Here is a 12,620-nt window from a genome sequence, read left to right as displayed (position 1 = left end):
GAATTACTGTAAGGTCGCCGTAAGGCTGGCGTAAGTATCCGCCATCCGGCGCGATGAGACAAATTTGCGTGGCCAGTCATTTCCTTTACGCATAAGCTGCGCCAGAAAACGACAAAGCAGAAGCCGGGTTGTTTGCTACGCTCATCAACAGGTTGGCAATATATTAATTAAGGAGAACAATGATGAGTCAGATTGAAACCCGTCAGTTGGGTCGCAGCGGCATCGAAGTACCGGCGCTTACCTTTGGCGGCAACGTGTTTGGCTGGACTGTCGATCAGAACGCCTCTTTTACTCTGCTGGATGCGCTGGTAGAAAAAGGGCTGTGGTTCATCGATACCGCTGATGTGTATTCCCGCTGGGCGCCGGGCAATCAGGGTGGCGAATCAGAAACCATCATTGGCAACTGGCTGAAAAAAACCGGCAAGCGCGACAAGATCGTTCTGGCGACCAAGGTGGGTATGGAGATGTCGCCGGAAAAAACCGGCCTCTCCGCGAAATATATCCGTCAGGCGGTTGAGGATTCTCTGCGTCGTCTGCAAACCGACTATATCGATCTTTACCAGGCGCATCGCGACGATGAGCAGACGCCGCTGGAGGAGACGCTGAAGGCGTTCGATGATTTGATTCGCGCAGGGAAGGTGCGTGCGATCGGCGCCTCTAACTATTCAGCGGCCCGCCTGACGGAAGCGCTGAAGGTCAGCGAGCAGAATAATCTGGCGCGCTATGAAACGTTGCAGCCGGAATATAACCTCTACGATCGCCAGGAGTATGAAAGCGGGCTGGCGCAGGTGGCGCAGGAGAACGGTCTGGGCGTGATTAACTACTACTCGCTGGCCAGCGGCTTCCTGAGCGGCAAATACCGTCGGCCGGAAGACGCCAGCAAGAGCGCGCGCGGTCAGGGCGTGGTGGAAAAATATCTCAATGAGCGCGGGCTGCGCATCCTGCAGGCGCTGGACGAGACCGCTCAGGCGCGCAACGTCACGCCGGCTCAGGTGGCGCTTGCCTGGCAGATCGCCCGTCCCGATATTACCGCGCCGATCGTCAGCGCAACCTCGCTGGAACAGGTGGATGAGCTGGTGAAAGCGGCGACGCTGCGGCTGAATCTTGATGAAATCGACAAGCTGGCGCAGGCCAGCCGTTACTGAGGACGGCGGTAAAAAAATGCGCCTGCGGGCGCATTTTTTATGGCGTTAGCGCGGAAACCGCGACGGCGCGCGCGCCGTACGATAACGTTCGACGCAGAAACAGAGCATTCCCAGCGCGCCGCCGACCATCAGCAGCACCAGCATCGCGGGCGTGGGTTCGCTGTAATAAAAGCGCCAGACCGAGGCGCCAAGCGTGATGACCGCCAGGCAAATCATCATGCCGGTGTAACGCCAGAGCAGAACCAGCAGCAGCGCAATAGCCAGAAGCTGTTGAAAATTAAGACCCCACAGGCTCACGACAGGTTATCTCTTCGCTAAGACAAGAGACAAAATGCTACCACGCGCCGGGAAAGAAAAAGCGTTAAATGTGGTAAAGCATCGGGCGCGACGGCGATGGTTGCGCCCTGAACGATGAAAGCGCGCTGAACAGTGCGGAGAGGAAATGGGTCAGCCCGAACGGGCCAACCCAGCGGACGTCAGGCGAAAACGATCTGCGCCCAGCGCGCCAGCCCGGCGGTAACGGAGCCGAAATCGTCGCCGGTCGCCAGCGGAATGGTCGGCAGCTGCCGCTGCAACGCCTGACGCAGCAGCGGCGAGCGCGCGCTGCCGCCTGTGAGATAGATTATGTCCGGCGTGGTGCCGCTGGTCTCCAGCGCCAGCCTGACCTGCTCCTGAATGCGCTCAATCGGCGCGGCGATCGCCGTTTCAAGCCCTGCGCGGTCGACGTCCGTCGCCAGGCCCGCTTCGATAAACGTCAGCGCGGTGCTCACCTCCGGCAGATCGGTAAGGGCGATTTTGCTCTCTTCCGCCGCGCGCACCAGACGGTAGCTGAGACGCTGCTGCCAGACTTTCAGCAGACGCTGCACCTTTTCCGGTTGACGGGCGTCGCGGATCAAATCCTGTAACAGTTTACGGCAGGCGGAGGAGTAGAAATCGCTCTGCGCCGGCACGTCGTTGATCGCCACCGCGTTCCACCATGGCAAAGCGGGCAGGGCGGTGCCTTTCTGCGTTTCGCCGCCCAGACCGAGCAGCGGCATCAGCTCTTTGTAGGCCAGCGCGATGTCAAGATCGTTGCCGCCGACGCGACAGCCGCTGTGCCCCAGCAGGCTGCTGGCGCGATCGGCGCTGTTGCGCCACTGTGGGCCCATCAGCACCATACTGCAGTCGGTGGTCCCGCCGCCGATATCCACCACCAGCACCCGCTTTTCTTCATTCAGCGTCGCTTCGAAATCAAGCCCGGCGGCGACCGGTTCAAACTGGAAAACCACGTCACGAAAGCCGGCGCGGCTGGCGGCGCGCGCCAGAATGCCCTGCGCCTGCTGATTGGCATCCGAGCCGCCCAGTCCCTGGAAGTTGACCGGACGGCCGATCACCGCCTGATCGATGGCGCAGTCCAGCTGCCGTTCCGCCGTCTGGCGGATATGCAGCATCATGGCGCAGACCAGATCTTCGAACAGGGCGATCTGCTGCGGCTTCAGGCCGCTGGCGCCGAGAAAGGATTTTGGAGATTTAACGAACCAGACCTCTTCAGGGTCGGTCATATATTGCGCCAGCGCGTCGAGGCCAAAATGGACGCTGCCGGGCGTGACGTCGATATCTTCGTCGCGGTTGAAGGCGATAGCGCGGCGCAGCAGCGCCTGGTTTTCCGCTTCAGGCGTCGGCACCTGGTGATGGCGAAACAGCCATTCGCTGATCGCTTCGCGCGTCGGGCCGCAAAGCATTGAAGGCAGATAAGGAGAATCCTTTTCCAGTTTGAGCAGCCGTGGCGCGCCATTTTCAACCACCGCGACAGAACAGTTAGCCGTTCCGTAATCGAAACCGATAAACACAGAATATCCCCTCAGCAAAAAAAGGGGGTGACTTTACCGGAGCCGATCGGCACTGGCAAATGTTTCGCGCGTGATTGTGCGGTGAGGATCATTTAATGGCGAAAAAGCTGTTTTCCAGCAGCGCGCATAGCGGCTCGCCGCCGTTGACCGCCGGTCCCCAGACCGCGTTGATGCCGATGCTCGCCAGCGTGGTCAGTGCGACCGGCAGTTCCACCGGCCCGGCAACGGTGGCGATATTCAGCCGCTGAGCCTGCCCGTGAATAATCGAGACCAACATTTCATCCATCAGGCTGAAATGCACGTTGGCGATCAGATCCGGCGCCAGTTGCAGGAAATCGATATCCGCCTGCGGCAAACGCTCGAACGCCTCCAGATTACGGCCAAAATGACGCAGCAGAATAGGGCAGCCCAGCTGGCGCAGTTGCAGCAGCACCGGCCGCAGCGCTTCGGTATGGTTCAACAGCGCGCTGGTTTCGAGGCTGATGATCACCCGTTCGCCGCGCAGCGGGCCGGCGGCCAGCGTGTCGATCAGCTGGCTCAGCGTGCGCGAATTGAGCAGGCTTTCCCCCGACAGCGGCAGGACGACATTCAACGCTTTATGGGCGACGCCCGTTGCATGACGGCTGAAAAAGCTGTCGAGCAGGGCGCGATCGAGCCGCTCGCACAGCGCTTCATCCGCCAGGCTGGCGCGGAACGCCTCAACATCGATTTCATGTCCCTGACTGTCGGTAAGGCGCGGCTGCAACAGATGGAAGTTAGCCGACTGCGTCGTATGCGGCGCGCAGACCGCCCAGGCTTGCCAGCGCATCGGCTGCTCAATTAATCTGACGATATCTTCATGGGAGAGCGTAACCGCCTGCGACTGCTGCAGGCGCGTTTCATAAACCGACAGCTGGCCGCGGCCGTTATGCTTGGCGTTATAGCAGGAGAGATCGGCCTGCGCCAGCACTTCGCTGCTGTGGTTGTTATGGGCGTCGATTTGCGTCAGGCCCGCGCTGGCGCCGATACGATGCAGCTTGCCTTCCCACAGGAAACGGTAGTCGTTAATGGCGGTGACGATGCGCTGCACGACATTGCTGGCGTCCCCGATGCCGCAATCGGGCAGCAGCAGGCCGAATTCATCGCCGCCGAGCCGCGCCAGAAAATCGTTGCCGCGCAGCAGATGACTCATTATCTCGGCCAGCTCGCGCAGCAGGGCGTCGCCAGCGGCGTGGCCGGCGCTGTCGTTTACCGCCTTAAAGCGATCGAGATCGATAAACGCCAGCACGTGCTGCTGCTCTGCGGCGGAAAGCAGCAGCCGCTTCAGCTGATGCTCAAAGCTGGTGCGGTTCGGCAAGCGCGTCAGCATATCGTGAGAGGCGCTGTAGTGCAGACGCTTCAGCATTTCGCGCGATTCGCTGACGTCCTGAATCACCAGCACGCTGCCGATATTTTCTCCCGTCAGGGTTTTCAGCGGCGTCAGACTGTAGTGAATAGCGAACTGCTCGCCGGAAGCGTTATGCAGGATCAGATCGCGGTCCAGTTCGGTGACGGTCGCATTCTGCGGCAGGTTGCTGCGCAGGATATTTTCCATTTCCGGGCCGTGGGCGCCGTGCGTGATGCGCAGTATATCGCTGATGGGCTTGCCTTCCGCCTGTTCCTGCGTCCAGCCGCTCATCTGCTCCGCCACCGGATTCATAAAGGTGACGCGCAGTTCTTCGTCGGTGCTGATCACCGCTTCACCAATCGCATCAAGCGTAATATGCATGCGCTCTTTTTCCTGATAGAGCGCTTCGGTCAGCATGCGCAGCTCGGTGACATCCTGATTGATGCCCAGCATGCGGGTGATGTCGCCTTCAGGACTGAGCAGGCTATCAGCCTGCGAGCGAATATAGCGAATGCCGTGGCGGGTAAGGATACGGCACTCCAGGGCAAAAGGCTCTCCCTCTTCCAGCGCGCGCCGCACCGCTTCCTCCGCCATCGGACGGTCGTCGGGATGCAGGCGCCTCAGCCAGAATTTATACGTTGGGCGATCGGTAAGCTCCAGTTCATAAATGGCGAACATGCGCTTATCCCAGCTCATTTCATTCGTGGCGACGTTCCATTCCCAGACGCCGATGCCGCCCGCCTCGTTAGCCAGCGTGATGCGTTCCATCAGCCGCTGGTTTTCCGCCTGGCTCTGTTTCAGGCCGCTGATGTCCTCAATTTGCGAAATAAAGTAGAGTGGGTTGCCCTCCAGATCGCGCATCAGCGAAACGGCCTGCAACACCCAAACGACCTCGCCATCCTGACGGATATAGCGTTTTTCCAGCGTGTAATAGTTTTGTTCGCCACGCAGCAGGCTTTCCGCCTGTTGCAGATCGGCGGCCAGATCGTCAGGCCAGGTGATTTGCTGCCAGCTCAGCTTTTGCAGCGCGTGCGGCTGATAGCCAAGCAGACGGCAAAACGCCTGGTTCACCTGCAGCCAGTTGCCGTTCGGCGTCACCAGCGCCATGCCGATGGCAGAGTACTCCATCGCGTTGCGAAAGCGCTGTTCGCTTTCGCTGATATGCTTTTTCTCTTCGCGGAACGAGAACATCACCATCGTCATGATATGGCTCGGAATCAGCACCAGCAGAAAAGGCAGCCAGGGCGCGGTAAGCCTGAAGGCGGAATTGACGGTATGCAGCTCGATCAGATTGAACGCCAGCAGCAGCGACGCCAGCGAAATATTAGCGAAAAAAACAAAGAAGGCTTCCAGGCGCGGCAGGCGCACCGCCGCCCAGAACAGAATGACGATAACGAAGGTAAACGGCCAGGGTAAAAAGCGCAGCGCCAGGCAGCAGAGCAGCAGCGAAAAGACCAGCGTCGCCAGCGGCTCCAGCAGCGCGTGCTGCTGCGCCTGCTGACGCAGATAGCCAGGCTGCCACAGCAGGCATACTGGCCCCAGCGCCAGCATGCCGATCACTTCCGCCAGTATCCAGGTGAGGAAAAAATGGAGGGTCGGCGCGCCGCCGATAATATGCAACCACCAGATCGCCGCCAGCGCGCCCAGCAGGGGCATCAGGATGCCGACCGCCACCACCATTTTGCACCAGCTCATCAGCGAATCGAGCGGCGCGTCCGGACGCAGCAGCATGCGCAGCAGCAGACCGCCTGTTAACCCCTGCAGCAGATTAATCAGTGAGAAAGCGAGCAGCGACCAGTGCAGTCCGAACATCAGCAGGTTAGCGCACAGCGTGCCGAACAGACAGGCCGCCAGTATGAGCGCCAGAGAAGGACCCCGGCAGCGGAAAACCGCCACCGTCATAATGGCGGACGCGTACCAGATCGGCGAAATTTTGTTACCGAACGCCGCCAGTTCCAGGCAGAACAGCGAGGCGAGAAAGCATAGCAGGCCCAGCAGCAGCGCAGGCCTGAAAGAGAATGGAGCGTTTTGCGCGGGCGAAAAGGTATCGGTAGTCATCCACGAGTCCGGCTTGCCTGCCAACGATGGCTGACAGGCGTGATATCACTGTTGTGATGCTAGCACAGGGTGACTAACCTGACCCATTGGCAACCGCAGAAAGAGCGACGCTATTCAAACGATTGATAGCCGGGCAGGCGCTGATTCAGCAAGTCCGCGCGCGTCCAGGGCCTCTCCAGTCCGGCGATATTCGCGGAAAAATGTTCAAGGAAGTTTTGCGTTGTGGCGATGCGTCCATGCCCCATAATAATCAGCGGAAGCACCAGCGCCGCGCTGAGCTGGGGCAGGCTAAAACCTTTGAGCTGCGTATGACGCTGCGAAATCAGAAACAGCGTGCTGAGGGTAAAGCCCAGCAGCAGGCCGGTAGCGACCTCGCTTTTCGAGTGCGCGTGCAGTACCAGACGCGACGCGCCGACCATCAGCGGCAACATATAGCCGAGCGTGACCGCGACGCCGCGCCAGAAGGCAGGCAGGCGGCCCGACAGCAGCCACAGCATCACCGGCCAGAGCGTGGCCGACATGGCGCTGTGTCCGCTAAAGCCGGTGAAGTTAAAGCGCGCGCTGCCGATGCCGAAGCCCATAAACAGGATTTTCGACACGCTGACCACCAGGCCCGCCAGGCCGAAGGCCAGCACCCAGCACCAGACGGTGTGACGTTTGTCGCTTTTCCACGGCAGGATCAGCGCGATAAGGATTGCTGTGGGGATCAGCAACATGCTGTCGCCAAAATAGGTGATCGTTCTCCAGGACATAGCCAACCTTTCTGTTTATGAATATGCCTTTCGCCGCCTGGCGGAAGGGGTGTCGCTACGCTGTCACCTGAAAGTGAGAGGTTACGCACGCGCAGCAGTTTATCGGTGAAACGCGGCCGCGCCAAAGGAGAAAGTCTGAAAAGCGCGCATTCCGCGTGCGGCGCTGCCGACGCGCGCGCGGCAGACCGCTTTTTTCTGGCATCGCATCAGCGATCTCCCTATAATTGCCGTCAGTTAACCCTCTCAATATCTGACTGAACGCTAAGGATGATGTTTGCACATCGCCGAGGCCACCATGTCACACAGTTATCAGGTCTTTAATTTTATGACTGACAAGTCCCATCAATGCGTCATTGTAGGTATCGCAGGCGCATCCGCATCAGGAAAAAGTTTAATCGCCAGCACGCTCTATCGTGAAATTCGCGATCAGGTGGGCGATGAACATATCGGCGTGATTCCTGAAGACAGTTACTACAAAGACCAAAGCCATCTCACTATGGAAGAGCGGGTTAAAACCAACTATGACCACCCGAGCGCCATGGATCACGATCTGCTGTTGCAGCATCTGCAGGCGTTAAAGTCGGGTCAGCATATCGAGCTGCCGGTTTACAGCTACGTCGAACATACGCGTACCCAGGAAACCATCCATCTGAAGCCGAAAAAGGTGATTATCCTCGAAGGCATTCTGTTATTAACCGACGCGCGCCTGCGCGAAGAGATGAATTTCTCTATTTTTGTCGATACGCCGCTGGATATCTGTCTGATGCGCCGCATGAAGCGCGACGTCAACGAACGCGGCCGCTCAATGGATTCGGTGATGGCGCAGTATCAAAAAACCGTACGTCCGATGTTCTTACAGTTTATCGAGCCGTCAAAGCAGTATGCGGACATCATTGTGCCGCGCGGCGGCAAGAACCGCATCGCCATCGATATTCTGAAAGCGAAAATCAATCAGTTCTTTGAATGAGGTCGTCGGCGCTGACGCAGAGGAGTAACCATCGATGAGATTATGCGATCGCGATATTGAAGCCTGGCTCGACAACGGCAAGCTGGCGATTACGCCGCGCCCGCCGGTTGAACGCATCAACGGCGCGACCGTTGACGTGCGGCTCGGCAACCAGTTTCGTACCTTCCGCGGGCATACCGCGGCGTTTATCGATCTGAGCGGCCCCAAACATGAAGTCAGCGCCGCGCTCGATCGAGTGATGAGCGATGAAATCGTCCTGCCGGAAGGGGAGGCGTTTTTCCTGCATCCGGGAGAGCTGGCGCTGGCCGTCACGCTGGAATCGGTCACGCTGCCTGACGATCTGGTCGGCTGGCTTGACGGACGCTCCTCGCTGGCGCGCCTGGGTTTAATGGTGCATGTTACCGCTCACCGCATCGATCCGGGCTGGCAGGGCCGAATCGTGCTGGAGTTCTATAATTCAGGGAAACTGCCGTTAGCGTTGCGTCCGGGCATGCTGATCGGCGCGCTGAGCTTCGAGCCGCTTTCCGGCCCCGCCGCTCGCCCCTATAACCGCCGTGAAGACGCGAAATACAAAGGGCAGCAGGGCGCGGTCGCCAGTCGTATCGATAAAGATTAACTGCCTTGAACAGGGGATGGGATGAGACGATTAATTACCACGCTGGCCATTTTATTCGTCGTTGTTGTGGCAGGGATGACAGCGCTGGTATTGCTGGTTAACCCCAACGATTTTCGCAGTTACATGGTGCGGCAGGTCGAGCAGCGCAGCGGCTATCAGCTGCGGCTTGAAGGCGATCTGCGCTGGCACGTCTGGCCGCAGCTCAGCATTCTGGCTGGCCGGATGTCGGTTACCGCGCCGGGCGCGCAGCAGCCGCTCGTCACTGCGGAAAATATGCGGCTTGACGTCCATCTCCTTCCTCTTCTTTCCCATCAGCTCAGCGTCAAGCAGGTGATGCTGAAAAACGCCGTGGTGCGTCTGACGCCGGACAGCGCCGCGCAGCGACCGGTCGACGCTCCGGTGGGGCCATCCGATTCGGCGCCGCCGGAACTGGTTCGGGGCTGGACCTTCGATATTGGCAGTCTTGAGGTGGCCGACAGCCTGTTGATTTGGCAGCAGCCGCAGGGCGAAGCGATCAACTTCCGCGATCTGAATCTCTCCCTGACGCAGGACAGCCGCCGTGAGGCGGCAATTACGCTCTCCACGCGCGTTAACCGCGATCAGCGTGAACTGCAACTTTCACTGAACGGCACGATGAACGTGGCGGAATACCCGCGCCGCGTTAACGGCACGGTAGAGGACCTCACCTGGCAGCTGCATGGTCCCGGCCTGCCGGCCGCGGGGTTGCAAGGCAAAAGCAGCCTGCAGGCGGAGTGGTTGGATGAGAGCCAGCGCTTCTCCCTGCGCAACATCGCGCTGACGCTGGGCGAAAGTCAGCTGAACGGCGCCGTCAGCGGCAAGCTGGGTAATGCGCCGGTACTGAATATCGATATGCGCTCGCCGCATCTCGATCTGGATGCGCTGACGGGGCTGAATAGCGACAACAGCGCGACGCCAGCGGGCGCGCAGACGACGGGCGGGACGCGTCCGCCGGTTATCGCCGAGCCCGCCAGCGTGGATGACGCTTTCTTCAACGCCCTGACGGGCAGCATTAAGCTACAGGCGGATGCGCTGCGCTGGCGCGGCCTCGATCTTCAACAGGTGGCGCTGGACGCGGATAATCAGCGCGGCGATATTACCCTGAATATGTTTTCCGGGCGCATCGGCGCAGGCACCTTTTCGCTGCCTGGCAAGATCGATATGCGTCAGCAGCCGGCTCAGGCCGCGCTGCGCCCGGCGCTGCGCGATATCGCTTTGGCGCCGCTGCTGAACGCCTTCGCGTTGCCGCCGTCGCTTGACGGGCAGCTGACGCTCTCCGGCACGCTGAGCGGCAAGGGACTGAGCGTGAACGATTTTCATCGTCACTGGCGCGGCGAAGCGGATATGTCGCTTGCCCCGGCGCGTATTATCGGCATGAACTTCCAGCAGCTGGTTCAGCGTGCCGTGGCGCGCAACAGCGATCGTGTCAGCAGCGAGGATGAAGCGGGAGACAGCAATGAAACCCATATCGATAAGCTGCGGGCACAGGCGACGCTGAATGACGGGCTGATTGCGCTGAAGGGAATGGAAGGCGACACCTCGCGCTTTAAGCTGAGCGGGGCAGGGCAACTTGATATGGCGCGTCGTCAGTGCGATATCACCTTCGGCGTGCAGGTGACCGGCGGCTGGAAAGGGGATAGCGATCTGATCGCCGCATTGCAGCAGACAGCGGTTCCGCTGCGCTTGTATGGCGGATGGGATAATTTGCAGTACAGCCTGCAGTTGGATCAGCTGCTGCGTCAGCGGCTGGAGACGGAAGCGAAGTCGCGCATCGACGAGTGGAAGCAGCGCCATCCCGACAACGCGAAGCCGGACAACGCGCCGCGCTAACAGGATGATGACAAAAAGGCGCCTCGTGGGCGCCTTTTTTCTGGAGAGCATCGCGGGTTTCGCAATATGGCGAAAGGCGATTATCCATATCGCCTTAAACCTGTCTGTTCAGAATGCGTTACTGTTGCTCCGCATCAGCCGCTTTATCGTTTAGCCGGGTGACGTTTGCCGCTACACTTCGTAATCCGGCTCCGGCTGAGCAAGCGGCACGATTTGTACCCGGTGCACGCGATGGCTCTCTACTTCCAGCGTGCGGAACAGATAGTCTCCTACCTGCAACTCTTCGCCCGGCTGCGGAATATGTTGCAGCCGGTCCATCAGCAGGCCGGCGATAGTATGATAATCGCGCTTTTCATTCAGCGGCAGCGCGATATACATCACCAGATCGTCCAGCGGCATATGGCCGTTCGCTATCCAGCTGCCGTCCTCTTTTTGCAAAATATCGTAGCGCGCGTCCAGCTCTTCGCTTTCATTAGGCAGGTTGCCGGCGATGGTTTCCATAACGTCGCTCAGCGTCACCACGCCTTCTACGGAGCCAAACTCATCCACCACAAAGGCGAAGTGGGTGCGGGCGCTGCGGAACTGCTCCAGCGCCAGCAGCAGCGTCAGCTGCTCCGGGAACACCAGCGGCTGACGCAGCAGGGCACGCAGATCGAGAGAGTGAGTATGCAACGCCTGATGCAGCAGATCGATCACATGCACCACGCCCAGCGGTTCGCCGCCGTTTTCCGTCACCAGCATGCGCGTATGCTGGTTGCGATCCAGCTGCGCCATAATCTTTTCCGGACTGTCGCTGAGATCGATATGATCGATATCGTGGCGCGAAGTCATGATGCTGCTGACGCTGCGCTGCGCCATGCCCATGACGCGCACAATCATCTGACGCTCCTGCTTGTTAAACACCGCGCCCTCTTCACGCGCGTCGGCGACCAGCGAGGCGGTTTCGTGATCCAGCTCCGCCTCGACGTTTTCGCCGCGCAGCAGATGCAGCACCGCTTCCGCCGTACGTTTGCGCAGCGGCATTTTGGCTGACAGAAACCGGCGGCGGTTGAACTGCGACAGCTGATTGAACGATTCGATCAAAATAGAGAAACCGATGGCCGCATAGAGATAGCCTTTTGGAATATGGAAGCCAAACCCTTCGGCGATCAGGCTGAAGCCAATCATTAACAGAAAGCTCAGGCAGAGAATAACGATCGTCGGATGGCCGTTAACAAAACGCGTCAAGGGTTTGCTGGCGAGGATCATCAGAAAAATTGCGATGACCACCGCCGCCATCATGACCAGCAGGTGATCCACCATGCCGACGGCGGTAATGACCGCATCGAGCGAGAAGACCGCATCCAGCACCACGATTTGCGCCACCACCGGCCAAAAACGGGCGCCGTGTTTCTGCGGCTTGTCATCCAGGTCGCTGCCTTCCAGCCGTTCATTTAGCTCCATCGTGGCTTTAAACAGCAAAAAAATTCCGCCGACCAACATAATCAGATCGCGGGCGCTGAAGCCATGGTTAAACAGCGTAAAAAGCGGACGCGTCAGACCTGTCAGCCACGAGATAGAGGTCAGCAGCAGCAGACGCATAATCAGCGCCAGCAGCAGGCCTGTTACCCTGGCGCGGTCGCGCTGGGCGGCGGGCAGTTTTTCCGCCAGAATTGCAATGAACACCAGATTATCGATGCCCAGCACCAGCTCCAGCACGATTAACGTCACCAGCCCGGCCCAAATTGACGGATCGGCGATCCATTCCATACCCTTTATCACCCTTTATTTGTTTATTTGTCAGGAATGATGATGGGAGCTGAATAATCAAAACGCAATAATATCTGAGAAAAATCCTAAACAAATAACGGACGAGCCTCATTTTACGGCCCTGTGCGCAGATAATGAATGGCAATTATTCGATTTTTACCGGGGGAGCTGGGCTGGGATTATTAACATTTGCTGGTGAAATAGTCGTATTTTATTTGGCTCCTGTAATAAAAGGTATTATCAAGCCGGAATTATCTGGAAAAGAACGAAAGGCCTTACTGAGATAACAC

Annotated in this window: 9 protein-coding genes; 4 read left to right on the top strand and 5 right to left on the bottom strand. The window is 58.9% G+C overall.

The window, feature by feature from the left end; genetic code table 11:
* The first annotated feature begins 182 nt into the window (after positions 1 to 182).
* Positions 183 to 1,145, top strand: coding sequence for an aldo/keto reductase (locus tag MYY08_RS18300; RefSeq protein ID WP_104951537.1), 963 nt, complete (start codon positions 183 to 185; stop codon positions 1,143 to 1,145).
* A gap of 45 nt (positions 1,146 to 1,190) precedes the next feature.
* Here the strand turns inward: MYY08_RS18300 and MYY08_RS18295 are convergent, their stop codons facing one another.
* From MYY08_RS18295 to MYY08_RS18280, 4 genes are all read right to left on the bottom strand, one after another.
* Entirely contained in the window at positions 1,191 to 1,442 is a 252-nt protein-coding gene (locus MYY08_RS18295; protein WP_038625267.1) for a hypothetical protein, read from the bottom strand.
* Positions 1,443 to 1,621: 179 nt separating this feature from the next.
* Positions 1,622 to 2,974, bottom strand: a complete 1,353-nt coding sequence (gene yegD / locus MYY08_RS18290) for a molecular chaperone (protein ID WP_084970818.1) — start codon at positions 2,972 to 2,974, stop codon at positions 1,622 to 1,624.
* 88 nt (positions 2,975 to 3,062) lie between these two features.
* Complete coding sequence (locus tag MYY08_RS18285; protein WP_288015334.1) at positions 3,063 to 6,398, bottom strand: diguanylate cyclase; 3,336 nt, start codon at positions 6,396 to 6,398, stop codon at positions 3,063 to 3,065.
* 110 nt (positions 6,399 to 6,508) lie between these two features.
* Positions 6,509 to 7,150, bottom strand: coding sequence for a phosphatase PAP2 family protein (locus MYY08_RS18280; protein ID WP_038625270.1), 642 nt, complete (start codon positions 7,148 to 7,150; stop codon positions 6,509 to 6,511).
* A gap of 325 nt (positions 7,151 to 7,475) precedes the next feature.
* Between MYY08_RS18280 and udk the strand changes: the two genes are divergently transcribed.
* Genes udk through asmA form a run of 3 tightly spaced genes read left to right on the top strand, consistent with a single transcriptional unit; the run spans position 7,476 to position 10,581 of the window.
* Positions 7,476 to 8,117, top strand: coding sequence for a uridine kinase (udk, locus tag MYY08_RS18275; protein WP_038629943.1), 642 nt, complete (start codon positions 7,476 to 7,478; stop codon positions 8,115 to 8,117).
* Between the two features lie 34 nt (positions 8,118 to 8,151).
* A complete protein-coding gene (gene dcd, locus MYY08_RS18270) occupies positions 8,152 to 8,733 on the top strand; it encodes a dCTP deaminase (RefSeq protein ID WP_038625271.1) in 582 nt (193 codons plus the stop codon).
* Positions 8,734 to 8,754: 21 nt separating this feature from the next.
* Positions 8,755 to 10,581, top strand: a complete 1,827-nt coding sequence (asmA, locus tag MYY08_RS18265) for an outer membrane assembly protein AsmA (protein ID WP_288015330.1) — start codon at positions 8,755 to 8,757, stop codon at positions 10,579 to 10,581.
* A 171-nt stretch (positions 10,582 to 10,752) separates the two neighbouring features.
* Here asmA and MYY08_RS18260 read toward each other — a convergent pair whose 3' ends face one another.
* Entirely contained in the window at positions 10,753 to 12,330 is a 1,578-nt protein-coding gene (locus MYY08_RS18260) for a TerC family protein (RefSeq protein ID WP_038625273.1), read from the bottom strand.
* Positions 12,331 to 12,620 lie beyond the last annotated feature (290 nt).

Origin of the sequence: Mixta sp., from assembly GCF_024610815.1 — a bacterium.
GTDB classification, from domain to species: Bacteria; Pseudomonadota; Gammaproteobacteria; order Enterobacterales; family Enterobacteriaceae; genus Mixta; species Mixta calida.
Note: the sequence above shows the minus strand (reverse complement) of the source record. Positions and strands in the feature narration are given on the sequence as shown.

Excerpts from the sequence above, each read along its gene's own strand:
- MYY08_RS18300 (WP_104951537.1), top strand. The coding sequence starts at position 183 with ATGAGTCAGATTGAAACCCGTCAGTTGGGTCGCAGCGGCATCGAAGTA.
- MYY08_RS18285 (WP_288015334.1), bottom strand. The coding sequence starts at position 6,398 with ATGACTACCGATACCTTTTCGCCCGCGCAAAACGCTCCATTCTCTTTC.
- MYY08_RS18280 (WP_038625270.1), bottom strand. The coding sequence starts at position 7,150 with ATGTCCTGGAGAACGATCACCTATTTTGGCGACAGCATGTTGCTGATC.
- udk (WP_038629943.1), top strand. The coding sequence starts at position 7,476 with ATGACTGACAAGTCCCATCAATGCGTCATTGTAGGTATCGCAGGCGCA.
- dcd (WP_038625271.1), top strand. The coding sequence starts at position 8,152 with ATGAGATTATGCGATCGCGATATTGAAGCCTGGCTCGACAACGGCAAG.
- asmA (WP_288015330.1), top strand. The coding sequence starts at position 8,755 with ATGAGACGATTAATTACCACGCTGGCCATTTTATTCGTCGTTGTTGTG.
- MYY08_RS18260 (WP_038625273.1), bottom strand. The coding sequence starts at position 12,330 with ATGGAATGGATCGCCGATCCGTCAATTTGGGCCGGGCTGGTGACGTTA.